The sequence below is a fragment of the Mycobacterium sp. BK086 genome, assembly GCA_004362315.1.
Classification (GTDB): Bacteria; Actinomycetota; Actinomycetes; order Mycobacteriales; family Mycobacteriaceae; genus Mycobacterium.
This window is the reverse complement of sequence record SNWL01000004.1, coordinates 1,050,125-1,075,904: the sequence shown is the minus strand read 5'-3', so window position 1 is coordinate 1,075,904 and position 25,780 is coordinate 1,050,125. Positions and strand designations below refer to the sequence as shown.

Annotated in this window: 32 protein-coding genes; 20 read left to right on the top strand and 12 right to left on the bottom strand. The window is 67.2% G+C overall.

Annotated elements, in window-relative coordinates:
* Nucleotides 1-9: 9 nt before the first annotated feature.
* Both EV580_RS15960 and EV580_RS15955 read left to right on the top strand, forming a co-directional pair.
* On the top strand, nucleotides 10-633 hold the full coding sequence (locus EV580_RS15960; protein WP_255496737.1) for a TetR/AcrR family transcriptional regulator: 624 nt from the start codon (nucleotides 10-12) through the stop codon (nucleotides 631-633).
* Nucleotides 634-677: 44 nt separating this feature from the next.
* Nucleotides 678-1,730 carry a phosphotransferase family protein gene (locus EV580_RS15955; protein WP_133692117.1) on the top strand — a complete coding sequence of 351 codons (1,053 nt, stop codon included), beginning with the start codon at nucleotides 678-680 and terminating at the stop codon, nucleotides 1,728-1,730.
* 114 nt (nucleotides 1,731-1,844) lie between these two features.
* Here EV580_RS15955 and EV580_RS15950 read toward each other — a convergent pair whose 3' ends face one another.
* The 3 genes from EV580_RS15950 to EV580_RS15940 all read right to left on the bottom strand — a co-directional run bounded on the left by EV580_RS15950 (nucleotide 1,845) and on the right by EV580_RS15940 (nucleotide 5,915).
* Nucleotides 1,845-2,732 carry a hypothetical protein gene (locus EV580_RS15950; RefSeq protein ID WP_133692116.1) on the bottom strand — a complete coding sequence of 296 codons (888 nt, stop codon included), beginning with the start codon at nucleotides 2,730-2,732 and terminating at the stop codon, nucleotides 1,845-1,847.
* A 63-nt stretch (nucleotides 2,733-2,795) separates the two neighbouring features.
* Nucleotides 2,796-4,004, bottom strand: coding sequence for an FAD-dependent oxidoreductase (locus EV580_RS15945; protein WP_133692115.1), 1,209 nt, complete (start codon nucleotides 4,002-4,004; stop codon nucleotides 2,796-2,798).
* Nucleotides 4,005-4,013: 9 nt separating this feature from the next.
* Complete coding sequence (locus EV580_RS15940; protein WP_133692114.1) at nucleotides 4,014-5,915, bottom strand: potassium transporter Kup; 1,902 nt, start codon at nucleotides 5,913-5,915, stop codon at nucleotides 4,014-4,016.
* A gap of 95 nt (nucleotides 5,916-6,010) precedes the next feature.
* Between EV580_RS15940 and EV580_RS15935 the strand changes: the two genes are divergently transcribed.
* Genes EV580_RS15935 through EV580_RS15920 form a run of 4 tightly spaced genes read left to right on the top strand, consistent with a single transcriptional unit; the run spans nucleotide 6,011 to nucleotide 9,359 of the window.
* Nucleotides 6,011-6,751: a (Fe-S)-binding protein gene (locus tag EV580_RS15935; protein ID WP_133692113.1), complete on the top strand. Its 741-nt coding sequence runs from the start codon at nucleotides 6,011-6,013 to the stop codon at nucleotides 6,749-6,751.
* On the top strand, nucleotides 6,748-8,208 hold the full coding sequence (locus tag EV580_RS15930; RefSeq protein ID WP_208114629.1) for a lactate utilization protein B: 1,461 nt from the start codon (nucleotides 6,748-6,750) through the stop codon (nucleotides 8,206-8,208). The genes EV580_RS15935 and EV580_RS15930 overlap by 4 nt, the downstream gene beginning before the upstream one ends.
* Nucleotides 8,201-8,866: a LutC/YkgG family protein gene (locus EV580_RS15925; protein WP_133692111.1), complete on the top strand. Its 666-nt coding sequence runs from the start codon at nucleotides 8,201-8,203 to the stop codon at nucleotides 8,864-8,866. Before EV580_RS15930 ends, EV580_RS15925 begins: the two co-directional genes overlap by 8 nt.
* Nucleotides 8,867-8,900: 34 nt before the next feature.
* Nucleotides 8,901-9,359, top strand: coding sequence for a hypothetical protein (locus EV580_RS15920; protein ID WP_133692110.1), 459 nt, complete (start codon nucleotides 8,901-8,903; stop codon nucleotides 9,357-9,359).
* Here the strand turns inward: EV580_RS15920 and EV580_RS15915 are convergent.
* Nucleotides 9,356-10,222, bottom strand: a complete 867-nt coding sequence (locus tag EV580_RS15915; RefSeq protein WP_133692109.1) for a rhomboid family intramembrane serine protease — start codon at nucleotides 10,220-10,222, stop codon at nucleotides 9,356-9,358. The two genes, EV580_RS15920 and EV580_RS15915, sit on opposite strands and share 4 nt — an antisense overlap.
* A 44-nt stretch (nucleotides 10,223-10,266) precedes the next feature.
* On the bottom strand, nucleotides 10,267-12,027 hold the full coding sequence (locus tag EV580_RS15910; protein ID WP_133692108.1) for an N-acyl-D-amino-acid deacylase family protein: 1,761 nt from the start codon (nucleotides 12,025-12,027) through the stop codon (nucleotides 10,267-10,269).
* A gap of 380 nt (nucleotides 12,028-12,407) precedes the next feature.
* On the opposite strand from EV580_RS15910, the gene EV580_RS15905 reads away from it, so the two are divergent.
* The 7 genes from EV580_RS15905 to EV580_RS33760 are packed head-to-tail and all read left to right on the top strand — an operon-like array spanning nucleotide 12,408 to nucleotide 16,372.
* Nucleotides 12,408-12,848, top strand: coding sequence for an STAS domain-containing protein (locus EV580_RS15905; RefSeq protein WP_133692107.1), 441 nt, complete (start codon nucleotides 12,408-12,410; stop codon nucleotides 12,846-12,848).
* 60 nt (nucleotides 12,849-12,908) lie between these two features.
* Entirely contained in the window at nucleotides 12,909-13,544 is a 636-nt protein-coding gene (locus EV580_RS15900; RefSeq protein ID WP_133692106.1) for a class I SAM-dependent methyltransferase, read from the top strand.
* Between the two features lie 33 nt (nucleotides 13,545-13,577).
* Nucleotides 13,578-13,985: a VOC family protein gene (locus EV580_RS15895; RefSeq protein WP_133692105.1), complete on the top strand. Its 408-nt coding sequence runs from the start codon at nucleotides 13,578-13,580 to the stop codon at nucleotides 13,983-13,985.
* A 46-nt stretch (nucleotides 13,986-14,031) separates the two neighbouring features.
* Nucleotides 14,032-14,439: a VOC family protein gene (locus EV580_RS15890; RefSeq protein WP_133692104.1), complete on the top strand. Its 408-nt coding sequence runs from the start codon at nucleotides 14,032-14,034 to the stop codon at nucleotides 14,437-14,439.
* A 25-nt stretch (nucleotides 14,440-14,464) separates the two neighbouring features.
* Entirely contained in the window at nucleotides 14,465-14,950 is a 486-nt protein-coding gene (locus tag EV580_RS15885; RefSeq protein WP_133692103.1) for a peroxynitrite isomerase, read from the top strand.
* Complete coding sequence (gene lipE, locus EV580_RS15880) at nucleotides 14,947-16,197, top strand: lipase LipE (RefSeq protein WP_133692102.1); 1,251 nt, start codon at nucleotides 14,947-14,949, stop codon at nucleotides 16,195-16,197. The genes EV580_RS15885 and lipE overlap by 4 nt, the downstream gene beginning before the upstream one ends.
* Nucleotides 16,198-16,234: 37 nt before the next feature.
* Nucleotides 16,235-16,372, top strand: a complete 138-nt coding sequence (locus EV580_RS33760; protein ID WP_166654717.1) for a hypothetical protein — start codon at nucleotides 16,235-16,237, stop codon at nucleotides 16,370-16,372.
* On the opposite strand, the gene EV580_RS15875 is transcribed toward EV580_RS33760, so the two are convergent.
* Genes EV580_RS15875 through EV580_RS15850 form a run of 6 tightly spaced genes read right to left on the bottom strand, consistent with a single transcriptional unit; the run spans nucleotide 16,373 to nucleotide 20,336 of the window.
* A complete protein-coding gene (locus tag EV580_RS15875) occupies nucleotides 16,373-16,678 on the bottom strand; it encodes a DUF2694 family protein (RefSeq protein ID WP_133692101.1) in 306 nt (101 codons plus the stop codon).
* Entirely contained in the window at nucleotides 16,675-16,992 is a 318-nt protein-coding gene (locus tag EV580_RS15870; protein WP_133692100.1) for an ESX-1 secretion-associated protein, read from the bottom strand. The genes EV580_RS15875 and EV580_RS15870 overlap by 4 nt, the downstream gene beginning before the upstream one ends.
* A gap of 1 nt (nucleotide 16,993) precedes the next feature.
* Complete coding sequence (locus EV580_RS15865; RefSeq protein WP_133692099.1) at nucleotides 16,994-18,352, bottom strand: DUF4226 domain-containing protein; 1,359 nt, start codon at nucleotides 18,350-18,352, stop codon at nucleotides 16,994-16,996.
* Between the two features lie 59 nt (nucleotides 18,353-18,411).
* Complete coding sequence (locus tag EV580_RS15860) at nucleotides 18,412-18,771, bottom strand: DUF4226 domain-containing protein (RefSeq protein ID WP_133692098.1); 360 nt, start codon at nucleotides 18,769-18,771, stop codon at nucleotides 18,412-18,414.
* A gap of 39 nt (nucleotides 18,772-18,810) precedes the next feature.
* The gene (locus tag EV580_RS15855) at nucleotides 18,811-19,599 is read right to left on the bottom strand and encodes a C40 family peptidase (RefSeq protein WP_133692097.1); all 789 of its coding nucleotides are present in this window, start codon (nucleotides 19,597-19,599) and stop codon (nucleotides 18,811-18,813) included.
* On the bottom strand, nucleotides 19,596-20,336 hold the full coding sequence (locus tag EV580_RS15850) for a helix-turn-helix domain-containing protein (RefSeq protein ID WP_133692096.1): 741 nt from the start codon (nucleotides 20,334-20,336) through the stop codon (nucleotides 19,596-19,598). The genes EV580_RS15855 and EV580_RS15850 overlap by 4 nt, the downstream gene beginning before the upstream one ends.
* A 128-nt stretch (nucleotides 20,337-20,464) precedes the next feature.
* Between EV580_RS15850 and EV580_RS15845 the strand changes: the two genes are divergently transcribed.
* Nucleotides 20,465-20,878: a WhiB family transcriptional regulator gene (locus EV580_RS15845; protein WP_133692095.1), complete on the top strand. Its 414-nt coding sequence runs from the start codon at nucleotides 20,465-20,467 to the stop codon at nucleotides 20,876-20,878.
* Here the strand turns inward: EV580_RS15845 and EV580_RS15840 are convergent.
* Nucleotides 20,875-22,008, bottom strand: a complete 1,134-nt coding sequence (locus tag EV580_RS15840) for a 3-ketosteroid-9-alpha-monooxygenase, oxygenase component (RefSeq protein ID WP_133692094.1) — start codon at nucleotides 22,006-22,008, stop codon at nucleotides 20,875-20,877. The two genes, EV580_RS15845 and EV580_RS15840, sit on opposite strands and share 4 nt — an antisense overlap.
* 94 nt (nucleotides 22,009-22,102) lie before the next feature.
* Here EV580_RS15840 and EV580_RS15835 point away from each other — a divergent pair, with 94 nt between their 5' ends.
* The 6 genes from EV580_RS15835 to EV580_RS15810 all read left to right on the top strand — a co-directional run bounded on the left by EV580_RS15835 (nucleotide 22,103) and on the right by EV580_RS15810 (nucleotide 25,774).
* Nucleotides 22,103-22,702: a TetR/AcrR family transcriptional regulator gene (locus tag EV580_RS15835; RefSeq protein ID WP_133692093.1), complete on the top strand. Its 600-nt coding sequence runs from the start codon at nucleotides 22,103-22,105 to the stop codon at nucleotides 22,700-22,702.
* Nucleotides 22,703-22,751: 49 nt separating this feature from the next.
* Nucleotides 22,752-23,054, top strand: coding sequence for a hypothetical protein (locus tag EV580_RS15830; protein WP_133692092.1), 303 nt, complete (start codon nucleotides 22,752-22,754; stop codon nucleotides 23,052-23,054).
* A 111-nt stretch (nucleotides 23,055-23,165) separates the two neighbouring features.
* Nucleotides 23,166-23,585: an EVE domain-containing protein gene (locus tag EV580_RS15825; protein WP_133692091.1), complete on the top strand. Its 420-nt coding sequence runs from the start codon at nucleotides 23,166-23,168 to the stop codon at nucleotides 23,583-23,585.
* Nucleotides 23,586-23,617: 32 nt separating this feature from the next.
* Nucleotides 23,618-24,583, top strand: a complete 966-nt coding sequence (locus EV580_RS15820; protein ID WP_133692090.1) for a pirin family protein — start codon at nucleotides 23,618-23,620, stop codon at nucleotides 24,581-24,583.
* A 9-nt stretch (nucleotides 24,584-24,592) separates the two neighbouring features.
* On the top strand, nucleotides 24,593-24,934 hold the full coding sequence (locus tag EV580_RS15815) for a GNAT family N-acetyltransferase (RefSeq protein ID WP_133692089.1): 342 nt from the start codon (nucleotides 24,593-24,595) through the stop codon (nucleotides 24,932-24,934).
* A gap of 30 nt (nucleotides 24,935-24,964) precedes the next feature.
* Nucleotides 24,965-25,774 carry an acyl-CoA thioesterase domain-containing protein gene (locus EV580_RS15810; protein WP_133692088.1) on the top strand — a complete coding sequence of 270 codons (810 nt, stop codon included), beginning with the start codon at nucleotides 24,965-24,967 and terminating at the stop codon, nucleotides 25,772-25,774.
* The last annotated feature ends 6 nt before the right edge of the window (nucleotides 25,775-25,780 follow it).

Here is a 25,780-nt window from a genome sequence, read left to right as displayed (position 1 = left end):
ATCTGCCGGATGGGGACAATGACTCGTCGGTGGGGCGACGACCGGGCGCTGCTCGACGACGCCGAGGCGCGGCATCGCCTCCTCGAGTCGGCGAGTCGCTGCATCGTGCGTCGTGGCAACACCCAGATCCGGATGGCCGAGGTCGCTGAAGAGGCCGGGGTGGTCCGCTCCACGGTTTACCGCTACTTCGCGTCGCGCGACGACCTTCTGCTGGCGCTGCTCCTGCAGCGGATCGACACTGCGCTATCCGACCACGTCGGTGCGCTGCAGCGCCCCGAAGACGCCACCGCGTCGATTCAAGAGTTGGTGCTCGCTCCGGTCCAGTCGGTGGTCGGTGATCCGCTGAACGAGGCGTTGATGTCCGGCGAGAGCACGGCCCTGACGACAGCTCTCGAGATCGGCTCGGAGCAGATCGTGGATGTGATCCTGCGGCACTACGGTCCGCTGTTCGAGCGGTGGCAGGGCGACGGGCAGCTGCACACCGATCTCGATACCCGCGAGACCGCTCGCTGGCTGCATACGACGGCGTTGTTCCTGGTCGCACCGGCTTGGCGGCACCGGCCCGCGGACGCCAAACGGCGATTCGTCGAGCAGTACCTGCTCCGCGCCCTCGTGCCACAGATCGGACAATAGTCGGGCATTGTCCGATCTGTGTCCGATGCGCTAACTTTCTCCCGATGAGCACCGGTGCCCTGAACATCCCCGCCGCCGTCGACGACCTGACCCCGTCCTGGTTCAGTCAGGCCCTCGGCGAAACGGTGACCGCGGTCGAGGTGCTCGATGCCCATTCCGGCACCACAGGCCGCGCCCGGGTTCGGATCCACAGCGACGCCCTGCCACCGACACTGTTCGTCAAATTGCAGCCCTTCACCCCCGAGCAGCAGACCTTCCTGCGCCAGGTCGGCCTGGGTGTCGCGGAAGCACGTCTGTACGCGAACCTCGGAAGCGAACTGCCGGTGCGGATTCCGCGAGTGTGGCATTCCGCGTACGAAACCGGCGGTTCGTTCGTGATGGTGCTCGAGGACCTTGAAGCTGCCGGCTGCCGGTTCCCTACTCTCGGCGACGACGGCATGCTCGATGTCGCGCGGTCGGCCATGACCGAGCTGGCCGTACTGCACGCCACCTACCGGGGACGCGAAATCCCTTGGCTGGCAACACCTGAAGGGATGCGGCGCAAGCCCGACGATCCCAAGACCGCGGCCCGGCGCACACATTTCATCCGGTTGGCACTCGACCAGTTCGGCGAGGAGATGGGACCGGCCTTCCGGCGGCTGGCGCAGCTCTACATCGAGCGCTCCGGTGACATCGTCGGACTGTTCGGCGGGGGCGAGCTGACGCTGATCCACGGCGACACCCACAGCGGCAATCTGTTCGTCGACGGCGAACGCACCGGCTTCTACGACTGGGCGGTGGTCGGCCGCGGTCCCGGCATGCGGGATGTCGCGTACTTCCTGTGCAATTCGCTGTCGACTTCAGCTCGCCGGGCCGAGCAGGACGCGCTCGTGGCACGCTATCGATCAGGGCTCGCCGAACGCGGAGTCGGCCTCGACGAGCGCACGGCCGCCGATCAGTACCGGCTGTTCTCGGTGTACTCCTGGATCGCCGCGGTATCCACTGCCGCGATGGGTTCGCAGTGGCAGCCGATCGAGATCGCGCGTGCGGCAATGATTCTCACGACGACCGCGATCGAAGATCTCGGTGCGGTCGACCTGCTGGAGGAGCGGCTCTAGTTTCCCGTCGACTGTGCACTGAGGGATTCGAGTGTGCGTCCAGGGCGAGGTTATGCCGATTTTTCCGCCCTGAGCGCACACTCGCCGCCGTGAGCGCACACTCGGCGGAATCACCTAGCGGCGGGCGCTGCGGCCGTTGCCCGCCTTGCGTTCGCTGGCAGCGCCGGCCTTCGCCGTCTTGGACGCGGGTGCGGCAGACCGCTTGGCGTCCTGCTTATTTCGTGCGCCGAAACCGGCCCTGGCCGGCGTCCGGTCTACCGCCTTGGCCGCGGGCTCCGCGGCAGGCAGGGGTCCGTCGATATTGCGTGGCGTGACCTTTGCACCCCACGGCGTGAAGAGGCCCGGCGGCGCGATCACGGTGCCCGCGCCGTCGAAGCCCTCCCCCAGTAGCGGGCCGAGGTCACCGTAACCGCCGTTCAGCAGCCCGTCGATGACATAGATGGGCGCCTTCACCACCGCGACGACGAAGCCGGGGATATCCCACGTGGTCATCGGGCGAAAGATCCCGGCGTGGGCCTCACCGGCTCCGGCGAACGCACTCAGCAGCGGTCCCACCACTCTGATGGCCGCGTACTGGACAGCCTCGAACAGCTGCCCGATTTCGTCGGCGTAGTCAGGGAATTGCTCGGTCAGCGCACCGGCCAGCGCCTGGGTGAACGGACCCGACACGAACGGCACTGCAGGGAGCAGAAACAACTCGGCGACGCGCCCGTAATTGCGTCCGGTCAGCCGCTCGTCGATCCAGTCGTCCTGCACCGTGCGCCACAGCTCGGGCACCTCGACAGTCAGCGCATGAACGCTAGCTTCGACGGTCTCCACCGCGGCGCCGGCGAGCAGCTGGGCATAGTTGGCCGTCGGTACGACATCGGCCGAAACGATCCGCGGTGTGGCTGGCGCGATCTGGTCGTCGATCAATGCCCGTACCGGACCCCACGCGAGCGCTCCGACAGCGGCCAGTGCCACCACGCCGTTGATGGACCGCCGGAATACGTTGTGCCCCATAGCGCGCTGACCGTAGTCGAAGCCCACCGAAAAGGGTGGCGCCCCTCCTCGACGAAATCTGTGCTAGCGGCGCGCGAAATCCGGCGCATGCTCAGGGCGGACGCCGACGCCGACGAGGTAGGCCGGGACCACCGACAGTGCCGGCAGTCGCTTGATTAATGCCGTCGCAATCGCGGGCGGATCGGCGACCTCGCCGCGCAGGATCGGTTCCACCAGTTGGCGGTGCAGTACTCGCTGAACCGCTTGGGTGATCGCTGCCGGCGGCAGTCTGCGCTTGCGCACCGCAGCGAGTTCCCGATCGGTGACGGCCCCGCGCCGCAACGGCCCGGCCAACAACGTCGCTGCGCCGACCGCGTCCTGCACGGCGACGTTGATACCCACCCCGCCGACCGGCGACATGGCGTGCGCGGCGTCGCCGATGCACAGCAGCCCGTCGGAGTGCCAGCGCTTGAGCCGGTTCAGCTTCACATCGAGGAACTTCACATCGTCGAACGAGGTGAGACTGCCGGTGTCAGCCTCCGGAATCAGCTCGGCGAGTTCGGCTTTCAGCGCATCGAGCCCGCGGTCTCGCAGCTGCTGGTCGACCCCCTTCGGAATCAGGTAGGCGATCTGGAAATAGCCCTCCCGAGGAATCATGATCAGCAACCGCCCCGCGCCGATCCGCGGGATCAGGGTGTACTGCCCGCCGGCGTCTCGTGGGAGCCGGAACCACCACACGTCGAACGGCACCGGGAACTCCCGCGCCGTCAGTCCTGCGCTCTGCCGCACGATCGAGGTGCGCCCGTCGCAGGCCACCGTCAGGTCGGCGCGCAGCTCGCCGTCCCCGTCTGGCGAGGTGTAGGTGACCCCGGTCGTCCGAGCGCCGCTGCGCAGCAGGCCGGTGACCTCGTGGCACATCCGCAGCGTGTACGTCGGCTCGGCCTGGCCGGCCTCGGCGAGCAGATTCAGCAGATCCCATTGCGGCACCATCGCCACATATGGATGCGGTTGACGCAGCCGGCGGAAGTCCACCATGGTCAGTGCCTTGCCCTCGACAGTCATCTCGGCGTGGTCGACCTTGCTTTGCGGCAGCGCGGCGAACCGCTGTCCCAGGCCGAGTTCGTCGAGCAACCGCAGTGTCGTGGGATGCACTGTGTCACCGCGGAAGTCGCGCAGGAAGTCGGCGTGCTTCTCCAACACGGTGACCTCGATGCCTGCCCTGGCCAACAGCAATCCGAGCACCATGCCGGCGGGGCCGCCGCCGACTATCGCACAGGTCGTGGAGTCGGTCATCGCCTCACTTTAAACCTGGATCCGCGATCCGATGAGTACCGTCTGATCACCCGGCAGCCCGAAATATCCCACCGAGTCAGCGGCCATGAACGACGTCGCGATGAAGATGCGCTTGCGCCACGGTGCCATCGTCGGCTGATCGCCGGGGATCAGCTCGATCTTGGACAGGAAGTACGACAAGGCAGCACAGTCGATCGGACCGCCGATCAGCTCCGGGTCCACCATCCGCAGCGCAGCCGGCACGTCCGGGCGTTCCATGTACCCGAATTGGGCGGCCACGTAATAGATGCCGTCGTCGGGGTCGCCGAGATCGTCGACGGTGATGCGCTCCTCGTCGGGCACCCGGGGCAGTGGCGGCACCACGATCGACAGGATGATCACCCGCTCGTGGACGACGTGGTTGTAGTCGACATTGGCGCGCATCGACAGCGGCGCGGTCTCGCTCTCCCGGTTGAGGAACACCGCGGTGCCAGGCACTCGGGCATACGGCGGCTTGTGCTCGGCGATCTCGGTGATGAACGGTTGCAACGGTCCCTCGGCCCGCTCCCTCGCCACCGACACGATGATGCTGCCCCGCTGCCAGGTGATCAGCACCGTGAAGGCCACCAGTCCGATCAACAGCGGCAACCACGCGCCGTGAACGAGCTTGGTCAGGTTCGCGGCCAGGAACATCAGGTCCACGGTCAGCAGCGCTCCGCCGCCGACGATCACCATCCACAGCGGCCACCGCCATCGGGTGTGCGCGATGTAGAGGAACAACAGGGTGGTGATGGTGATGGTCCCGGTGACCGCCATGCCGTAGGCATAACCCAGCGCCGCCGAGCTGCGGAAGGCGAACACCAGGATCAGCACGGCCACCATCAACATGCCGTTGATCCACGGCACGTAGATCTGCCCGATCGACGACGCCGAGGTGTGCGCAATCCGCAGGCGGGGCAGGTACCCGAGCTGGGCGGCCTGGGAGGCGACCGAGTACGCCCCGGTGATCACCGCCTGGGAGGCGATGACCGTCGCCGCCATGGCCAGGATCGCCATCGGCAGCTCCCAACCATCGGGCACCAGCAGGAAGAACGGCGCGTTGACCACGCTCTGGTCACCGAGCAGCAGGGCGCCCTGGCCGAGGTAGTTGAGCACCAGCGCGGGCAGCACCAGTCCGAGCCAGCCGACGGTGATCGCCTTGCGGCCGAAGTGACCCATATCCGCGTAGAGCGCCTCGGCACCGGTGACCGACAGGACGACGGCGGCAAGCGCGAAGAACGCGATGTGAAAGTGGCTGAAGATGAACTCCAGCGCATAGCTCGGGGACAGCGCCAGCAGGATCCGCGGGTGGCCGATGATGCCCCGTATCCCGCAGGCGCCGATCACCACGAACCAGACGATCATCACCGGGCCGAAGAATTTCCCGACCGCGGCGGTGCCCCTGCGCTGGACGGCGAACAACCCGACGATGATGACCGCGGTGATCGGCACCACCAATTCCGAGAGCTTCGGATCGACGACTTTCAGGCCTTCCACCGCGGAGAGCACCGAGATCGCCGGTGTGATCATGCTGTCCCCGAAAAACAGTGCGGCACCCAGGATTCCGAGTGCCGACAGCGCGCTGATGACCTCCGGGCTGGACCGGCGGCCGAGCCTGCGCACGAGGGTGATGAGCGCCATGACGCCGCCCTCACCTTCGTTGTCGGCACGCATGACCAGCGTGACGTAGGTGAGGGTGACGATGATCATCACCGACCAGAAGATCAGCGACACCACCCCGTAGACGTTGGCGCGACTGATCGGCACGGGGTGCGGATCGCCGGGGTTGAACAGTGTCTGCACGGTGTAGATCGGGCTGGTACCGATATCGCCGAACACCACTCCGAGCGCGCCCACGATGATCCCGGTCCGGGCCTTGGTCGCCGTGCTCACCGGTCACCCCCTTGTCGGTCCGCCCGGCGTCGTTCCCTGGCGACGTGCAGTGAATGGTAGCTGCCCGCACGATGTTCGGACGTACGGTAGACCGGATGCGTATTGCCCTGTTCGCGACCTGTCTGGCCGACGCGATGTTTCCCGCGGCCGCTATCGCGACCGTCGAACTGCTGGAGCGGTTGGGCCATCAGGTGGTCTTTCCGGACGGGCAGACCTGTTGCGGCCAGATGCACGTCAACACCGGCTATCTCGGGCAGGCCACCGATCTCGTACGCCACCACGTCGACGTCTTCGAAGGCAGCGGTTGCGATGCGGTGGTGGCGCCGTCGGGCTCGTGCGTGGGCTCAGTGCGGCACCAACATGCGATGGTGGCCCGCCGTGCCGGCGACAGCGCGCTCGCCACCCGCGCCGAGGCACTGGCGGCGCGCACTTACGAGCTGTCCGAACTGCTGGTGGACGTGCTCGGGGTGAGCGACGTAGGTGCCTACTATCCGCACCGCGTCACCTATCACCCCACCTGCCATTCGCTGCGTCTGCTGCGCGTCGGCGACAAGCCCCTGCACTTGTTGCGCCACGTGCGGGGCCTGACATTGGTGGAGTTGCCCGGGGCCGAAACCTGCTGCGGCTTCGGCGGCACCTTCGCGATCAAGAACGCCGACACCTCGACGGCGATGCTGGCCGACAAGATGTCGGCGGTCATCGCGTCGGCGGCCGAAGTGTGCACCGCCGGCGACAGTTCGTGCCTCATGCACATCGGCGGCGGCCTCAGCCGGATGCGTTCACCGGTGCGCACCGTGCATCTGGCCGAGATCCTCGCCTCGACCGAGGCTGGCTGATGGTATTCCTCGGCGTGCCCGGCATCGGCAATCTCCGTGGCACCCAACCGTTTCCGCAGGCCGCCAAGCGCGAACTGGCGAACACCCAGATGCGCCGCAACGTCGGGCATGCGACGGCAACCATCCGCACCAAACGTCTTGCGGCGGTGGCGGAATGCGCGGACTGGGAAGAGCTGCGTGCCGCGGGCAGCGCGCTCAAACAGGATGTGATGGCCCGGCTGCCCGAGTTGCTCGAAGAGCTGGAAGCCAATGTGATGGCCCACGGCGGGGTGGTGCACTGGGCGCGGGATGCCACCGAGGCCAACCGGATCGTGGCCCGCTTGATCCGGGACACCGGCGCCGACGAAGTCGTGAAGGTCAAGTCGATGGCCACCCAGGAGATCGGGCTCAACGAGCACCTCGAGGCCGAGGGCATCGCGGCGATCGAAACCGACCTGGCCGAGTTGATCGTCCAGCTTGGCCACGACAAACCCAGCCACATCCTCGTGCCCGCCATCCACCGCAACCGCGCCGAGATCCGCGAGATCTTCCTACGCGAGATGCCCGACGCCGGCGAGCTGACCGATGAGCCGCGGGTGCTGGCGATGGCGGCGCGGGCACACCTGCGCCGAAAGTTCCTCTCCGCCAAGGTCGCTGTCAGTGGCGCCAATTTCGGTATCGCCGAGACCGGCACCCTGGCCGTCGTCGAGTCCGAGGGCAACGGCCGGATGTGCGTGACCCTGCCGCAGACGCTGATCACCGTGATGGGTATCGAGAAGGTGGTGCCGCGGTTCACCGATCTCGAGGTGTTCATGCAGCTGCTGCCGCGCTCGTCGACGGCCGAGCGGATGAATCCGTACACCTCGATGTGGACCGGTGTGCACCCCGGTGATGGCCCGCAGGCGTTTCATCTGGTGCTGCTGGACAACGGGCGCACCGCGGTGCTCGGCGACGCGGTGGGCCGGGCTGCGCTGCACTGCATCCGCTGTAGCGCGTGCCTCAATGTCTGCCCGGTGTACGAACGCACCGGCGGCCACGCCTACGGCTCGACCTACCCGGGCCCGATCGGCGCGATCCTGAGCCCTCAGCTGACCGGGACGCACGGGCACGACGACCCCAACGCCTCACTGCCGTATGCCTCGTCGCTGTGCGGCGCATGCTTCGACGCGTGCCCGGTGCGCATCGACATCCCGTCGATCCTGGTGCATCTGCGCGCGGCCGAGGTCGACGCTCATCGGGCGCCCGGACAGGATCTGGCGATGCGGGCGGCCGCATGGGCGATGGCATCGCCTGGACGATTCGCCGCCGCGGAGAAACTGCTGTCGGCCGGACGGCTGGTGGCCGGCGCCGACCGGCGGATCACGGCGCTGCCCTGGCCTGCCTCCCGGTGGACCACCAGTCGCGACATCCCCGCCCCGCCCGCGGAGACTTTTCGGCAGTGGTGGGCGCGCACCCGCGGCGGGCGTCCCGATGACTGAGACCCGGCGGATCGTTCTGGACCGGATCCGCGGCGCCCTTGCGGCGGCGCCGCCTGAACCTGTCCAGATCCCCCGCGACTACGAACGGCAACCGGCACGCGGGCCCGGTGATCCCCAGCGGTTCGCCGAGACGGTGGCCGAATACCGGGCCCAGGTGTTGCGCCTCGACGACGTCGGCGCGATCGCCCCCACCATCGCCTCGCTCGTCGGCCCGGACGGACGAGTGGCGGTCCCGACCGACCTGCCACCCGAGTGGGTGATGGGAATCCGTACCGTCGCCGACGACCCCGAAAACCCGTTGCCGGTAACCGAACTCGACCAGGCCGACGCCGTCGTCACCGGCTGTGCACTGGGCATCGCGGTCACCGGAACGATCGTGCTCGATGCTGGGCCCGCGCAGGGCCGGCGGGCACTCACACTGATCCCCGACCACCACATCTGCGTGGTCTTCACCGACCAGATCGTCGACACCGTCCCGCAGGCCTTCGCCGCCCTGGACCCACGTCGCCCGCTGACCTTCATCTCCGGACCCAGCGCCACGAGCGACATCGAGCTGAACCGGGTCGAAGGTGTGCACGGCCCGCGGACACTCGACGTGCTGCTCGTCAGCGCAGCGACATTGCAGATTCCGCTCGATTCGGGTGACCACACCGCTTAGATTTTTACTCAGACCACAGACGAAGGGAGCCCCCGTGCGGACGTTGGCGATAGGCGTTGCGCTCACGGCAGTGGCGTCAGCATTGACACTGGCTCCGCCCGCTTCGGCTGAGCTCTGGCCGGGCAACTACAACTTCATCATCCCGGACCGGCGCGACTTCCACACCTGGGCCTGGGCCGCCAACCCGTGCCCAGGCGAGATCGTTTTCAACCCGACGTGCGTGCGTGTTTCGGCCAATCCGATGCCGATCGCCAAGGCCTATCCCTGGTACGGCATCGCGACGCTGAACAACGGGCAGTACACGATGACGGTCGACAATCCCGATGGACTGCGCTGCGGCGATATCTACTACGGCCCGGTCATCCCCACCCGCGACGTGTTCACCTGGGATGCCAAGACGCTGTCGGGCACGATGCAATCGTCATTCGACGCAGGTTGTGACGGAGCGCCCGGCGGGACGTTCACCTACCCGTTCTGGCTGACCCGGCTCTAACCGGTGATGAGCGCCCCGTACTGGGACACCAACTCGGCTGTGCGCCAATAGATCAGCCCGGCGAACACCACGAGCACGGCAGCACAGACCCCACCCTGCACCCAATTGCGGTGACGTTCGCGCGGCGTGTAGACGAACAGCGCGGCGATCGCCGCCCCGGTGACCAGGCCGCCGATGTGGCCCTGCCAACTGATCGTCGGCATGCTGAACGTCAGGACCAGGTTGATGACGATGATCGCGATCAACCACTTCATGTCGAGTCTGAGGTGCTTGGCCAACACAAACGTCGCCCCGAACAAGCCGAAGATCGCGCCCGAGGCACCGGCGGTGGCCGCACCGATCGGGGCCAGCAGGTACACCAGCACCGACCCGCCCAGCGCGCTGAGCCCGTAGAGCGCGCCGAATCGCAGCCGACCCAGCCAGGCCTCCAGCGGAGGTCCGATCACGTACAGCGCCCACATGTTGAACAGCAGATGCAGCACGCCGTAGTGCATGAAGGCCGACGTCACCAGGCGGTAGTACTCGCCGCCGGCGACGCCGGGAGCCCACAGCACGAGCCCGCGCTCGAAATCCTTCGACATCATCTGCAGCACGTACATCACCACGTTGATCGCGATCAGCCCGTAGGTGACCACCGGCTGCCCGGACCGGCTGATGCCGCCGGCGCCGGTGCGGATCGGCTTCACGCTCTGCGCGCCCTGGGCCACGCAGTCGACGCACTGATGGCCGACCGCCGCGCTGCGCATGCACTCGGGGCAGACGGGTCGCTGGCATCGAGCGCACGAGACGTACGTCGGGCGGTCGGGATGGCGGTAGCAGGTCGGCGTGCCGGCCGGAGTTTGCGGTGTATAGGGAATGCTCATAGTCCTGCCACCGAAGATACTGTGCCGCGCAAGCGGCACGGCGTTCAGCGCACGCCGCGCAGTACTTTGCCCGGCCGTGCCCCGGTGTCCGCGCCGTGGCGGCGGGTGACGACGCCGCTGACGACGGTCGCGTCGTACCCGCTCGCGCCCTGCATCAACCGGTTGCCGCCGGCCGGCAGGTCGTACGCCATCAGCGGCACGCCCAGCGTCAGCGCGTCCATGTCGATGACATTGACGTCGGCCTTCTTGCCAACCGTCAACACTCCCCGGTCGGTGAGCCCGAACAGGCTGGCGGTGTCGAGGGTCTGCTTACGCACCACGTATTCGATCGGGAACTTCGGACCGCGGTGGCGGTCACGGGCCCAGTGCGTCAGCATGAACGTCGGATACGACGCGTCGCAGATCAGCCCGCAGTGCGCGCCGCCGTCGGACAGCCCGGACACCGCGGCGCGGTGCGTCATCATCTCGTAGATCGCGTCGTGGTTGCCCTCGACGTAGTTGAAGAACGGCATCATCAGCATCGCCGTGCCGCTCGACTCCAGCATCAGGTCGTACATCGTCGACAGCGGATCCTCGCCACGGGCCCGGGCGATGGCGCCGACGGTCCTGTCCGGGGTCGGTTCGTAATCCGGCGGGTCGCCGATGGCGTAGATGCTGTCAGCGCTGTGCTGGATCATCGCGTAGAGCGCGTCGAACAACGGAAGCGGTTGCGGCGGGAGATCGGTGTCGGCCAGGATCGCGGCCCGCACACCTGGATCGGCCAGCCGGGCAAGCAGCTCCTGCGGATTCAGTTGCGCCTTCAACTTCCGGAAAGTCGGCCGGTGGGTGAAGGCGTGGTAGCCAGAAAACCCGAACAACATGCCGAATGGGCGGGCCGCGAATTGGGGGTGCACACGGATTCCGTCGTCGAGGGCATGGCCGGCGACATCGAGCTGCTTTTTCCACAGGTCCGGAGCGGACTGCGTCTGCACCATCGCGAACGACAGCGGCCGGTCGATCTCGGCCGCCAGCCGGACCATCCAGTCCAGCTCGCGCATCGGGCCGTCGAGGCTCTCGCCCGCGGTCCCGGCCGGGGCCACCTCGAAAACGGCTTGCCCGCCGCGGGCCATCGCCCGGCCGAGCGCGAACAGTTCATCCTCGGCGGCGTAGGTGCCCGGGACCGGTTCGCCGTCGATCGCCCGGTGGGCCTCGGTCCGTGACGTCGAGAAGCCCAGCGCCCCGGCTTCGATGGCCTCCTGGACGATGCGCGCCATGGCCTTGATGTCGTCCTCGGTAGCGGCCTCGTTGCGGGCGCCGCGCTCCCCCATCGCATATCCGCGAACGGCACCGTGGGCGATCTGGGTTCCGAAATCGACTGCGAGCGATTGCTTTTCGACCTCGTCCAGATACTGTGGGAAGCTCTCCCAACCCCACTTGATGCCTTCGGTCAAGGCCGTGCCGGGGATGTCCTCGACACCCTCCATCAGCTCGATGAGCCACTGCTCGCGGCCGGGCTGTACCGGGGCGAAACCGACGCCGCAGTTGCCGCTGACCACGGTGGTCACCCCATGCAGGCTGCTCGGTTCGAGCAGGCCGTCCCAGCTGATCTGGCCGTCGTAGTGGGTGTGGATGTCCACGAAACCGGGAGTGACGAACTTGCCCGTCGCATCGATGCTCTCGGCCGACTCACCCGAAAGCCCGCTGTCGTCGCCGTCGCGGCGACGGACTTCGACAACCTTGCCGTCCTTGATACCGAGATCGGCCCGGAAGGGCTTGTCGCCGGTGCCGTCCACGACGGTGCCACCAGTGATCGTCAGGTCATACATCTGTGCCTCCTCGACGGTTCGCCGATGGCCAGAGTAATCCTGGTCACAGGCGATGGGTAGACACAATTCAAAAACTGTCATCACGCTGTGCGAGGGCCTCGCCTACGGAATCAATTGTTCATGCCGTAAATATTTGCCAAATCTGCACGCCCGTGTCCCATTTCCGGGACAAATGAATCGGGTTTGAAGTGCGAATATAGGTCTTAGAAACATCTAATGGCTCGGCAACGAAATCCGTAGTACATTTCCACCAGGTTGAGTTCACAGCCGCCCGGAGATGCCAATGCGCGAGGGCCAACGAACTCTCGCAGCGAAGTCTCGACTCGAGCTTCAGCTTTGCACCCCGGCAGCATTGCGGAACACACAAATTTGGAGGCGTGATGTCTGTTGCCACCGCCGCGGCGCCCTTGGCGATTACCCGCCTGGGCCGTGACCGCGCAGATCAGGGGCTCTTCCGAGCCCGAGAGCTCAGTGCAACGACCGTGCTCATCGCCGCAGTCGGCGAGGTCGACGCAGCCAACTCCGGCGAGCTGCTCAGCTACGTCGAGAAGCTCCTGCCGAGCTACGACCAGCTGGTCCTGGACCTGTCGCGACTCAGCTTCTTCGGAACCGACGGCTACTCGGCCCTGCACACCATCGCTGCGCGCTGCTCACGACTCGGAATCGACTGGGTGCTGGTTCCCGGTCCGGAAGTTACCCGAGTGCTTCGGGTGTGCGATCCCGACGAGCAGTTCAAGACCGAGAGCAACATCGTCTCGGCGACGGCCGCACTCGCCCGCGGACCGCACACCCACCTGCAGCTCGCCCCGGCCCCGAAGTAGCCACAACGCCGCTTCCTAGACTGGCCGGTATCGGTCGGTTCAATCGGAAGCGGGCAGCCCATGGCGACACACGGTCGCAATCTGAACGATCTCGTGACGCGGTTCTGGACGATCGCCGCGCCGCTCTACGACCACCCCGGGCTTCAGCAGTGGGTCTACCGCCCCGCCCAGGACGAGGTGATCGACGAGCTGCGCGCGCACGGTGCCCGCAAGATCGCTGATATCGCCTGTGGCACAGGCATTCTCGCTGCACGTATCGCCGAAGAGTTGGAACCCGACGAAATCTATGGCGTCGACATGTCCGACGGCATGCTGCGGCAGGCCAAGGCGCGCTCAGCGCAGGTGCAGTGGCGCAAGGGCCCGGCCGAACAGCTGCCTTTCGACGACGACGCGCTGGATGCCGTCGTCTCGACGTCGGCCTTCCATTTCTTCGACCAGCCGGCGGCGATGCGCGAATTCCACCGGGTGCTGCGCCCGGGCGGCCTGGCGGCGGTCGCGACCATCAGCCCGCCGCAGCTTCCGCTGCTCGGACGGCTGACCAGCTCGCCATCCAGCGCCGCGCACAACCCGTCGCCGCAGGAGATGCGCACCCTGTTCGCCGACGCCGGGTTCACGCTGACCGACCAGCGCCGGGTCGACCGGCCGCTGTGGACCAAGGGCGTCTGGGACCTGATCACCATCGGGACAAAGCCCTAACCGGTCCGACGAGCGCCGATAGTCTTGGCCACCATGGCCATCGAGCTGCTCGCCCCAAGTGTCGAAATCGGTCTGGTCACCACCAACCTGGAACCGATGGTCGAGTTCTACGAGACGTTCCTCGGACTCCCGTTCCAGCTCGACCTCGACTTCCCCGGCGGCACGATGAAGCGCTACCTGATCGGAGACAACACCCTCAAGCTGGTCACTTACGACCAGCCCCCACCCGCGCAGCTGACCCCTGGCGGCGGGCGGGCGCAGACGGGGGTGCGGTATCTGTCCCTGGTGGTCGCGAACGTCACCGCCGCCGCCGCACAGGTGCAAGCCGCCGGCTATGAGATCACCGAACCGCTCGTCGAATTCGCCGCGATGCCGGGGATCGGCTACTTCTTCGTCGCCGACCCAGACGGCAACTGGGTGGAACTCGCCGGACCGATCTGACCGACTAGTCTTCGGTCGTCAGCCGAACTCAGCGTGGAGGAGCCCCATGGCCATCGATCTACTCGCCAAGAACATCGAAGTCGGGTTGGTCACCACCAACCTCGAGGCCATGGTCGAGTTCTACGAGAACTTCCTCGGCCTGCCCTATACCGGCGATCTCGATTTTCCCGGCGGCACGATGAAGCGCTACGCGATCGGTGACAACGTGCTCAAGCTGATCACCCTCGACCAGCCGCCGGCCGCGCCCGCGACACCCGGCGGCGGCCCTGCCGCGGCAGGCATCCGTTACTACACCGTGGTGGTGGCCAGCACGACAACGGCCGCCGAGAAGGTCAAGGCCGCCGGCTACGAAATCGCGCAGGAACTGGCCGAGTTCGCCCCGGTGCCCGGCATGGGGTGGATGTTCGTCGCCGACCCGGACGGCAACTGGGTCGAGCTCGTCGGGCCGCTCTGATCCCCGCGGGTCGTACGCTGGGCTAGTGCCCGAGCTTCATCCCGACGTCGCCGTCCTGGCTCCACTCCTGGGCACCTGGGTGGGGGCCGGCGCCGGCGAGTACCCCACGATCGACTCGTTCGGCTACCGCGAGGAGATCACGATCGGCCACGTCGGCAAGCCGTTCCTGACCTACTCCCAACGGACCCAGGCCAGCGACGACGGCCGTCCCCTGCACGCCGAAACCGGCTACTTCCGGGTGCCTTCGCCCGGCCGGATCGAACTGGTGGTGGTCCATCCCACCGGCGTCACCGAGATCGACGAGGGCACGGTGGCCGTCGAGCGCGACAGCCTGGCCATCGACGTGGCTTCGACGTCGATCGGGCTGACCGGATCAGCGAAAAGCGTTACAGCCCTGAGTCGTTCGATTCGCCTCGCCGGAGATCAGCTGACCTACCGGATCTCGATGGCCGCGGTCGGCGTACCCCTCACCCACCATCTGGCCGCGACACTGCGCAGGCAGCTCGGGTGAACTACGCCCCCGCCCGCGAAGGACGCATCCCCGTTCCGACCGACCTCGACGCCGTCACCGATGTCGGAACCGAGGACCACAGCGATTTCTCACCGGCCACCGCCGAGAAGATCTGGCAGTCGGTGCGGCACTGGTACGGCGCGGGCATGCACCCGGCCATCCAGCTGTGCCTGCGGCACAACGGAAAAGTGGTGCTCAACCGCGCGATCGGGCACGGCTGGGGCAACGGGCCCGACGATCCGCCCGACACCGAGAAAGTGCCGGTCAGTATCGCGACCCCGTTCTGCGTCTACTCGGCGGCCAAGGCGATCAGCACGACGGTGGTACACATGCTCGTCGAGCAGGGCCACTTCTCCCTCGACGACCGGGTGTGCGACTACCTGCCGAACTACACCAGCCACGGTAAGGGCCGCACCACCATCCGCCACGTGATCACCCACAGCGCCGGGGTGCCGTTTGCGACGGGCCCGCGCCCGAATCTCAAGCGGATGAACGAAAGTGATTACGCCCGCGAAAAGCTGGGTGAGCTCAAGCCCATCCACCGACCCGGGTTGATGCACATCTACCACGGCCTGACCTGGGGACCGCTGGTGCGCGAGATCGTCTCGGCGGCCACCGGGCGCAACATCCGCGACATCCTGGCTGACGAGATCCTGGACCCGCTGGGATTCCGGTGGACGAATTACGGTGTGGCCGAGGACGATGTCCCGCTGGTCGCGCCGAGCCACGTGACCGGCAAGCCGCTGCCGGGTCCGCTGGCGAAGGCCTTCAAGACCGCCGTCGGCGGCACCCCACAACAGATCATCCCGTTCTCCAACACCCCACTGTTCCTCACCGGCGTCATCCCCTCGTCCAGCACCATCTCGACCGCCGACGAGCTGTCCCGGTTCGCCGAAATCCTCCGCCGCGGTGGGGAACTCGACGGAGTGCGGGTCGTGCGGGAGGAGACCTTGCGGGCCGCGGTGGCACCGGCCCGGCGGCTGCGTCCCGACATCGCGACCGGCCTGGCACCGATCCGCTGGGGCACGGGTTACATGCTGGGCTCCACCAGGTTTGGGCCGTTCGGCCGCGACGCGCCGGGCGCATTCGGCCACACCGGGCTGACGAACGTGGCGGTCTGGGCGGACCCGGAGCGCGCGCTGTCGGTCGGATTGATCAGCAGCGGCAAGCCCGGACAGCACCGCGAAGCCGGCCGGTACACCGCGCTGCTCGACCGCATCAACGCCGAAATCCCCCGGGCCGGGTGAATTGTGCCCACCGGTGACGGCGGATAACGTACCGGCCATGGGTGACTCGCTGCTTCAGCAGCAGCTCGACGAGGTGCGCGCCCTGCTGGTGCGGGCGCGGGAACTGTTCGGCACCAATCCTGTTGCGCCACCGGAGGTCATCGCCCCCGACGCGCAATCTCCGCGAGACAGCTAGTTAGGCGCTCTCGGGCCGCAGCCGATGCTGCGCCAGCGCCTCGGTGGCGAGCGTGAGCTCGCGGCTGCCCGCGATGTCGTCGGACGGGGTATGACCGGCGGCCACGATTTCGGCGTGCACCTGCATCACCGCCTTCAGATAGGACACCTCAGCGGTCAGCAGGATCGCTTGCGCCAGCGTCTGCGCATCGGCGTCCATGGCCGGTTCGGCGAGCGTCACGCTGTGCAGGTATCCGCCCCGGCACGACCGGAACAGGATGTGCCCGCTGGGATGGACCGCGTCGAACTCTGGATTCGGTGTGGTCATGCACCGTCCTCGGTGATGCGGCCGAGCTCGGCGGCAGCCGCAGCGTCCTGGTGCTCCCATACGTCGGCGGCGTGCCGCAGGTTCGTGGCGAGCTCGGCGTGCGCGGCCGCCTGCTGTTCGTAGCAGGCTCGTCGCTGGTCCAGCAGCTCGCGGCCGGCGTCACGCAGCTCACCGAAGATCGGGCCGAGCGAGTCGAGGCTGGCCAGGATGTCCGCGTGCGCCGACGGCACCGTGCCGAGTTGCTCGGCGGTGTCCTGGTGGTCGCGGGCCGCCCGGCGCAGTTCGTCGGGTACCACGTGGATGCGCTCGGCCATGTCACTCTCCTATCGGCGGGTCGGCCGTTATCGCGGGCCGGGTCGGTGTCGGTTGGTCTGCATTCGGCAATGTGGTCGTGCTGCCCGGTTCCGGCGGATGCTCCCACCCTAGAAAGCTCGGCCCGGTGACGCTGGCAATGGGCTGGATCTGATTGTTGAACACGGCCTTCCCGTTGCCCAGGGCCAGTGCGTGCCGATCGGTCAGCATCCCGATATCGCCGGGGATGAGCCGTGCGGATTCGATCGGATGGGGCACGGCGGTGCCGGGCGCCGGAAGCGTGATGCCCTGCTGCCGGAAGGCTTCAGGGATAGGCGTGCCCGCGACGGCCGCGGTGATCGCGGCGGCCAGCTGAGGACTGGGCGCGGTCACGGTTTCGCCGTTCGGAAGTTGCACGACGGTCGCATCGTCCGGGGTCGGCGCGGGGGGCTCTTCCTCCCCCGCGTCGTCGTTTTCGGGCGCCGTCTCGTCCTGGACCTCGTCGAGCGGCTCATCGAGCGCCGGGTCGTCGAGCAGGTCGTCGTCAGCGGGTAGTCGCGGCGGTGGCAGGTTGTCGAGCGCGGTCGGCATCGGCGCCGGCCCCGTGAGCGGGCCGGCGCTCCCACCTGCAGGTGCGGGCATCGCCGCCATCGGCGGGATCATCGGTGCGGGCATCGGCTGGCCGCCCGCACTCGGGTCGGGCGGGATGAGATCGTCGGGCGGCAGCTCGTCGCCGAAGGGGTCGATCCCGACGTCGGCCGGGATGTCGGCGGCAGGCGGTGCCGCTGGGGCGGCCTGCGCCTGGGTCTTCTCCCCGGAGTCATCGGCGGCGGCACCACCGTAGAGCGACGCCAGAGCGGCGGCCAGCGACGCCTTGGAGGTGTCGTCGAGGCCCGCGGTTTCCACCACCGTCTTGATATCGCGCAGCTTGCCGATGAGATAGCGCTGGAACGCACGGGCACCCGCCGGGGTGTCGAGATCGGTGCGGGTGGCCACCGCTGTCTCAATATCGTCCTGCAGGCCGTCGAGTGCCTCGGCGCCGGCGGTGTGGGTGGCGTGTGCGTTGAGCACCGCCGTGATGACCTGCAGGTCGAGGTGTGCGCTCACCGAATTCTGCAGGGCCAGTGAGGTTTCCGCGGTCCGGATGGCCTCGGCTGCGCGACCCTCCCCCACCGGCGGAGGCGGGGTGGGCTCGAAGGCCTGGCTGTGTTGAGCGCGAATCTTGGCCACTACGTTGTCGATTGCACTCGTCGAGATCACGCTGACCGGACTGGTGACCAGGGCCAGATCCGCGTCCGACAGCCCCGCCATCCAGGCCCGGTTGTCGCCGGTAGCGGCGCCGACGCGCGCTATGACGTCGAGCAAGTCTTGATAGCTTGCCACCGGTACCCTCTCATGCCGGCGACTGTAACCAGCCTGCTGGAGGGTGACAATTCACCCGCTCACGCCGTTGTGGACGGAACCTGGTAGCGGTCTTGAAGTTGCTGAAGCACAGCCACTTTGGCGTCGGCATCGGCGCGAGCCGCGGTCAGAATGTCGCTGATCTCGTGTTGCTTGGCCAGCAGGAAGCGGGCGAACTCGCGGCCCTCCGACGGGGCTGTCACGGCACGCTGGGCGACAGCCGATTCGATCTCCGCGTGCACGGCGTCGAGCTTGCGGATCGCCTCCGCCGCGGCGGCGTGCGCGCTCGAGACGACCTCGGCCAGTTCGGCGTCGGCATCGGCCAGATCGCGGTCACGGGCAGCCAGCACGGTGCGGGCTGCCCCAAGGGCCTCCCCCGCCGCGCCCACGTGCTCTGCCATGCGTCGACGGTACTCAGCGGGAATTCGCTGAACAACTCACTACCCGGGGCGCCGGATGGCGACGTTCTCCCCCATCCGGCTGATCTGCACATTGGCCCCGGCGTGCGGGGCCTCCACGACCATGCCGTTACCGATCGCCATCTGGACGTGCCCGGCGTGCGGGAACACCAGATCGCCGGGCCGGACCTGCGAGCGGGACACCGGAACACCGTCGTTGATCTGGTCATAGGTGGTGCGATCCAGGTGCACGCCGGCCTGGGCGTAGGCCCACTGCACCAGGCCTGAGCAGTCGAAACGATCCGGTCCGGTCGCGCCCCACACGTAGGGGCGCCCCAGCCGGGACAGCGCCGCCCGCACGGCCAGCGCCGCACGCGAATTCGGCGCAGGCGACCGACGGCGGCGGCGGTGCCGATACCGCAGCGCCCGCATCAGTGCCGCCCGGCGCCGGGCTCGCCGGCGGGCGGCGAGGACGTGTGCGTGCTGCGCCCGCAACCGGGCGGCCCGGCGGCGCATCAGCTCGCGCTGCGCGATCGGATTGTCCGGAGTCGACGCGGCGTCGGCGCGGGCGGCCTCCAGCACCGCGCGGGTCTGCTCGTGCGCATCGCGGTGATCGCGCTGTGCGCGAACCAAGACGGCGGACAGTTCGGCATCGACGCTGCGCGCGGCCCCCAGATCGGCGCCGCGCCGCTCGGCGGCCCGGTGGTAGGCCACCGGCAGTCCGTCACGCAACACCTGTGGCTCGGAAGTTGGCTCAATAAGCGGTATTTCGCGCCCAACGGCGAACAGCGCATGGGCGCGGCTCAGGATGTCGAGGTCGGCGACGGTCACGAGTGCTCCTCGACGAAGGCCCGCACCCTCGGCAGCGCGCCCGGTGGGATGGCCCCCCGATTGCGGATATCCCACACCTGCTCGACGCCCACACCCAGCAGGGTCGCGATCACCGGTTCTGGAAGGTCCGAGCGGGTACACGCCTGGTCGAAGCGGGCGCTGATACTGCCGGGCATGCGGGCCAGCAGACCCGTCCGGATCGTTTCCAGGGACTTCAGGTGGGTCATCAGGCGCTCGGCGGATTGGGCGCCGGCGTTGACCGCCACGCGCCACGAGTTGGCGGCCAGCAGTTCCGCCTTCACGCATTGCTCGATCACGGATTGAATATACGTTTCATATTCGTTTGACGTCTCCGCTGGCAGACGGGCTATCAACGAGTTGAGCGAATCCAGGTGCGCCTCGGCGTGCGCTTCGAGGACGTCGGCGTCGCTGTGGCGGTTGACGACGATCCCCGTAGTGGCTCGCGGCCGGGCTGAATCGGCGGGCGAGGCGGCCAGGATTTGCGCGATCTCGGCGTCCGGATCGTCGGAGACGACGAGCCGCGAATACGTTCCCGGCGGCAGACCGAGTCCGTTCTCAACCTTCTGAACTGTGCCTTTGTGGGGTTTGCGGGCGCCGCGCTCCAAAAAGCTCAAACCCATGATGCTGACGCCGGTGGCCGCGGCCAGATCTGCCAGCGACCAGTCTCGAGCCTCGCGCAATGTCCGGATGGCCGCACCTGCTGCCTCTCGGCTCACCATCGGCCCCCAGCCATATACGGAGCGTACACAGCATCGTTGTTGTATACGTTTTTTTCTACGTTTCTCTTGCCATGTCGGTTCGTCGCATATACGCTTTCGTCATTGAATCCCGCCAAGGAGGCACCATGAACCACCGCCCGTGCTCGCTCGAGCCTGATCTCTGGTTCGGCTACGCAGACGACGACGCCAGTGACGGCGCGGCCAAGGCCCGCGTCTACGAGCAGTCCGCCACCCGCGCGAGAACGATCTGCCTGCGCCGGTGCCCGTTGGCCCAGCAGCGCGCCTGCGCTCGGGCCGCGGTCGAGGGCGGCGAGGAGTACGGCGTGTGGGCGGGAGTGAAACTGCCCGGCGGGCAGTACCGCAAGCGCCACCAACTGGCGCACGCCCACGATGTTCTCCAGCAGATAGCCGACGGCCGGCTCAACCCGCGTGAGCTACCCGAGAGCGCGGAGCTGCTGGCCCGCAGCGAGGAACTGCCGGCCCAGGTGGCAACCGTCGTCCACCTACCGCTGGGCCGGCCCAGGTCGACTGCGGCCTAAGTGCTTGCCGCAGCTCGTTTTTGGAGGTTCTCGTCCACCTCACGCTGCCAGATGTCGTAGGCGTGTGTGGTGTCGACCTCGAGCTCGAACCGGTTGGTCATATCCGGAGTGACATCGGCGACGTCGACATAGAACTGCTCGTACCACCGGCGGTACTGATAGAGCGCACCGTCTTCCTCGCACAGCAGCGGGTTTTCGATCCGCGTCTTGTGCTTCCAGATCTCGACGTCCTGCAGGAAGCCGACTTCGTAGATCTTCGAATAGGACCGGGCGAGCTTGGCCGCCTTCTCTTCCGACAGTCCCGGAATGTTCTGCACCGAGACGCCGAACTGCAGCATGAACGAGTTCTGGCTGATCGGGTAGTGGCAATTGATCAGCACCGACTCGACCGTGAAATCCGGTCCGAGGTCGTTGTGCAGCCAGTTGATCATGTACGACGGGCCGAAGTAGGTGGCCTCGGAGCGCAGCTTGGTGCCCTCCCAGAGTTTTTCGGGATTCTCGGTGAAGTCTTGGCGGCCTTTGGATTCCATGAACTGGCTGGCGGTGTGGCCTTCGAAGACGTTCTTGAAGTAGGTGGGGTAGGCGTAGTGGATGTAGAAGAAGTGCGCCATGTCGACGTTGTTGTCGACGATCTCGCGGCAGTTCGCCCCTTCGATGATCATCGAGTTCCACGCCCACTTGGACCACTGGCCCTCGTCATAGCCTTCGATCGTCGGCGGGGTGAGTTCCGGTGTCGGCTCGCCCCGTTCCGGATCGTGCCATACCAGCAGCTGCCCGTTGACCTCGATGGTCTGCCACTTGCGGGTGCGCGCCAGCTTGGGAACCCGTCGGGCATAGGGGATTTCGACGCAACGGCCGGTCGCGCCGTTCCAGCGCCAGTCGTGGAACGCACAGGCGAGGTTGTCGCCCTTGATGGTGCCCATCGCCAGGTCGGCGCCCAGGTGCCGGCAGTAGCCGTCGAGCACCTGGATGTCGCCGTTCGAATCGGCGTAGACGACGAGCTTGGTGTCGAACGCCTCGATACCGTGCGGCTTGCCGTCGCGGAAATCGTCGGCCAGACCCAGGCAATGCCAGCCGCGAGCGAACCGCGTCATCGGCGTGCCGGGGTCGATCTCCCGGATATCGGTCATCTGGCGCATCCTTTTCACTCTGGCTGAGGGGCACCCGGCTCTAATTTAAGCACGAGTGCTTAAATCTGCCTAGCATGCATTTAGACTGCTCGACGTGGACCGCGGCGCTCGTTCTCGAGAAGAGCTGCTCGATGCCGCCGAACGGCTGATCGCCGAACACGGCTTCGAGGTGCCGCTGCGCGAGATCGCCAAGGCCGCGGGGCAGCGCAACAACTCCGCCGTGAACTATTACTTCCGCACCCGCCAGGACCTCATCGATGCGGTGGTCGCCCGGCGCCTGGTCCCGATGGAAGTCGAGCGGCAGGCGCTGCTGGACCGCATGTCCGATGACGAGATGGCCGACGCGCACGCGGTGCTGCGGATCCTGGTCGAACCGTTCTTCCACAGCGAGGGCACCCACTACGCCCGGTTCCTCGAGGTGGTGCGAATCCGGCTGAACCGGGAGCCGCAGAGCCCCGAGGAGTCGGCCTGGCCGCGGATCCTCGACGCCCTGGCCAGGCTGGTTCCGCTCAAGGAGCGCAGTGCTCGGGAGAGCCGGGTCAGCGCCGTGGCCACCACGATGTTCGCGCTGCTGGCCGACCATGAGCGGCGGGTCGAGGCTGAGAGCGAGGGCTCGGACAGCCTCGAGGAGATCGTGACGATGCTGGCCGCGATGCTGACCGCCGCACCGGTGCCCGCCGTCGCGACTCGCTGACTGCGGCAATTGCCCTCGGGGGACCGGCTGCCGGGATAGAACTGTGTCCGTGAAGGTCGTCGTCGTGGTCGCCATTGCCGGGCTGATCACGCTCCTGGTGGCGATCCTGACCGACAACACCTTCGTGGCGGTCGGTGTCATCGTGCTGGCCGTCCTCGGCATCCTGTTACTGGCGCGGGACTGGCGTGCCGACCGCCGGCCAACCGAGGCGCCGGTAGAGCTGGTCGAGTCCGACGAGCCCGAGGCGGAGACGGTCGCCATCCCGATCGCTCCGGAGATGTTCGCCCCGGACATCTCCACCGACGGCCGCGGCCCATCCTCGGACGCGCGCGCGGACCAGCCCGAGGAGTAGCCCGCCCGCCGAACGTCACCTCAGTGTGACGCTGGGCGTCGAACGTGACTCTGGTGTGACGCTCGCGAGGCGTCGGGGGAGCCTGTCGTACCCCCGGCCTAGCGTGGGTCCATGACGACATATTGGATCAATACCGTCAGCGCCGATCACGTGCAGCGTGGCGTCGCCGGCGGTTTCACTCAGGCCAATCACGGTAAGCCGCACATGCTGCGCAAGATGGCCCGTGGCGACTGGATCATCTTCTATTCGCCGAAAACCGCACTGGAACAAGGGGAGTCGCTGCAGGCGTTCACCGCGATCGGGCGGGTCGCCGACGACGAGCCGTATCAGGAACAGGACTCCGCGCCGTGGCGGCGCAGGATGGAGTTCCTGCCCTGCACGGCGACACCCATCCGGCCGCTGCTGGATCGGCTGGAGTTCATCGTCGACCCGCAGCGGTGGGGCTACAAGTTCCGGTTCGGGGTGTTCAGGATCGAAGAGCCGGACTTCCTGCTCATCCGCACAGCGATGACTCAGCAGCTCGCAGCCTGAGCCACACGCGGGAGCGAGTATGCTCGGGGATGGTGAGTAACCTCGAAACCTCCCCACGTGAAGTTGCCTGTGGTGCAACGGGATTCGATGGTGTCGAAGTACTCTCGCCGCGGGAGGTGCCGCTGGGTGGCCCGCGGGCCCTTCCAGTCCGGCGTACCCTGCCGCAGCACCAACGTTCGCTGATCGGGGCCTGGTGCTTCGCCGATCACTACGGTCCGCAGGATGTGCGCGAGTCCGAGGGCATGGATGTGCCTCCGCACCCGCACACCGGTCTGCAAACCGTCAGCTGGCTGTTCCGTGGGCACATCGAGCATCGCGACAGCGCCGGCGTGCACCAGGTCGTCAACCCCGGTGAGCTGAACCTGATGACCGCCGGAGCGGGGATCTGCCACTCCGAGGTGTCGACGGCGTCAACCACGGTCTTGCACGGTGTGCAGCTGTGGGTCGCCTTGCCCGACGCCGACCGCAATGCGGCTCGCGACTTCGATCACTATGTGCCGGAGCCGATTTCGCATGGCCAAGCGTCCGTGCGGCTATTTCTCGGCGAGCTGGCCGGTGACCGGTCACCGGTGCACACCTTCTCCCCGCTGCTCGGGGCTCAGGTCGACCTGCCCGCCGGGTGCACGCTGGACCTCGACATCAACCCCGGCTTCGAGCACGGGGTGCTGCTGGACCTGGGCCACGTCGACGTGGCCGGCCGCACGCTGACGCCGGGGGAGTTGGCCTATCTGGGCCCCGGGTCGACGGCGGTGTGTCTACGCAACCCGACCGGGATGGCGGCACGGATGCTGCTGCTCGGCGGCGCTCCGTTCACCGAAGAATTGCTCATGTGGTGGAACTTCGTCGGCCGCAGTCACGACGAGATCGTCGCCTATCGCCAGTTTTGGCAAGACGGCGACGATCGGTTCGGGAGCGTCAGCGGGTACACCGGGTCCATCGCCCGACTGCCCGCCCCCGAAATGCCCGCCACCCGATTGCGGCCACGCCGCCGAACCTGAAGGAGTTCCATGACCACCGACAAGACCGGCGCACCCACCACCGTCGCAGCAAGCACCGATCAGTTCACCATCTCCGTCGACGACCAGCAGGTGGGCCTGATTGATTTCGTCGATCACGACGGCCAGCGGATTTTCCTGCACACCGAGGTCGACGACGCGTTCGGGGGGCGTGGGTTGGCCACCATTCTGGTGTCGGAAGCCCTGACGGCCACCCGGGCTGCCGGGCTGCGGATCGTGGCTGTCTGCGAGATGGTCGCCGGTTACCTCGACAAGCATCACGACTTCGACGACATCGTCGATCCGCTCACCACCGACACCAAGCGTTTCTTGCAACGGACGCAAAGCAGATAGCTCGACTAACGGCCGCTATCGTGTGAGCTCGTGACACGTCCGGCGTATCTCGTCCCCGACGGCGACGTGCTGTTGCCCAGCGCGACATGTAAAGGGCCGTGGGGCCAGACGATCAGCGGGCACGTCGTCGGCGGCATCCTCGCGCGCTCACTGGAACAGGCGGGCAGCGGCCCGGACCTGGTGCCCGCGCGGTTGACCGTCGACCTGCTGCGGCCCACCTTCATCGAACCGCTCTCGGTCCGCACCACCGTGCGCCGCGATGGCAAGCGCATCCGGCTGGTCGACGCCGACCTCGTCCAGAACGACGTCGTGGTGTCCCGGGCCAGCGCTGTGTTCCTGCGCCGCGGTGAGCACCCGGCAGGAGACATCTGGTCCTCACCGGTCACCATGCCCCCGCTGCCACCGGATCCCGGTCCGTTGCCCGACGACCTGATGATGTTCGTCTGGGGATACGGGGGAGACGGCCCATCCACCGGCGCGATGGCCTTCACCGAATGGGGTGACGCCACCGGCCCCAAGTACGCGTGGATCCGGCAGGTCCGCCCACTGGTCGAGGGCGAGGTCACCAGCCCGTTCGTCACCGTGGCGATGGCCGCGGACGCGGCCAGTGCGACATCCCATTGGGGCACAGGCGGTTTGCGTTACATCAACGCCGACTACACGCTCACGCTGGCCCGCGAACCGGTGGGGGAGTACATCGGTCTGGCGGCCACGTCGCACAACAGCACCCACGGCATCGCGTCCGGTGCGGTCGCGGTGTTCGACGTCGGAGGACAGATCGGCAACGCGGTCACGGTGGGCTTGGTCAACCCCGTGGAGTCGTTCCATCCCAGGGCGTAGAAAGAT

Bases quoted from the DNA above. Each gene is read 5' to 3' on its own strand.
- EV580_RS15875 (WP_133692101.1), bottom strand. From the start codon at position 16,678: ATGACCACACCGAATCCAGAGTTCGACGCGGTCCATCCCAGCGGGCAC.
- EV580_RS15935 (WP_133692113.1), top strand. From the start codon at position 6,011: ATGCGTATTGCCCTGTTCGCGACCTGTCTGGCCGACGCGATGTTTCCC.
- EV580_RS33760 (WP_166654717.1), top strand. From the start codon at position 16,235: ATGGGTGACTCGCTGCTTCAGCAGCAGCTCGACGAGGTGCGCGCCCTG.
- EV580_RS15815 (WP_133692089.1), top strand. From the start codon at position 24,593: ATGACCACCGACAAGACCGGCGCACCCACCACCGTCGCAGCAAGCACC.
- EV580_RS15840 (WP_133692094.1), bottom strand. From the start codon at position 22,008: ATGACCGATATCCGGGAGATCGACCCCGGCACGCCGATGACGCGGTTC.
- EV580_RS15825 (WP_133692091.1), top strand. From the start codon at position 23,166: ATGACGACATATTGGATCAATACCGTCAGCGCCGATCACGTGCAGCGT.
- EV580_RS15890 (WP_133692104.1), top strand. From the start codon at position 14,032: ATGGCCATCGATCTACTCGCCAAGAACATCGAAGTCGGGTTGGTCACC.
- EV580_RS15905 (WP_133692107.1), top strand. From the start codon at position 12,408: ATGTCTGTTGCCACCGCCGCGGCGCCCTTGGCGATTACCCGCCTGGGC.
- EV580_RS15870 (WP_133692100.1), bottom strand. From the start codon at position 16,992: ATGGCCGAGCGCATCCACGTGGTACCCGACGAACTGCGCCGGGCGGCC.
- EV580_RS15895 (WP_133692105.1), top strand. From the start codon at position 13,578: ATGGCCATCGAGCTGCTCGCCCCAAGTGTCGAAATCGGTCTGGTCACC.
- EV580_RS15950 (WP_133692116.1), bottom strand. From the start codon at position 2,732: ATGGGGCACAACGTATTCCGGCGGTCCATCAACGGCGTGGTGGCACTG.
- EV580_RS15915 (WP_133692109.1), bottom strand. From the start codon at position 10,222: ATGAGCATTCCCTATACACCGCAAACTCCGGCCGGCACGCCGACCTGC.
- EV580_RS15955 (WP_133692117.1), top strand. From the start codon at position 678: ATGAGCACCGGTGCCCTGAACATCCCCGCCGCCGTCGACGACCTGACC.
- EV580_RS15900 (WP_133692106.1), top strand. From the start codon at position 12,909: ATGGCGACACACGGTCGCAATCTGAACGATCTCGTGACGCGGTTCTGG.
- EV580_RS15925 (WP_133692111.1), top strand. From the start codon at position 8,201: ATGACTGAGACCCGGCGGATCGTTCTGGACCGGATCCGCGGCGCCCTT.
- EV580_RS15960 (WP_255496737.1), top strand. From the start codon at position 10: ATGGGGACAATGACTCGTCGGTGGGGCGACGACCGGGCGCTGCTCGAC.
- EV580_RS15910 (WP_133692108.1), bottom strand. From the start codon at position 12,027: ATGTATGACCTGACGATCACTGGTGGCACCGTCGTGGACGGCACCGGC.
- EV580_RS15945 (WP_133692115.1), bottom strand. From the start codon at position 4,004: ATGACCGACTCCACGACCTGTGCGATAGTCGGCGGCGGCCCCGCCGGC.
- EV580_RS15845 (WP_133692095.1), top strand. From the start codon at position 20,465: ATGAACCACCGCCCGTGCTCGCTCGAGCCTGATCTCTGGTTCGGCTAC.
- EV580_RS15860 (WP_133692098.1), bottom strand. From the start codon at position 18,771: ATGGCAGAGCACGTGGGCGCGGCGGGGGAGGCCCTTGGGGCAGCCCGC.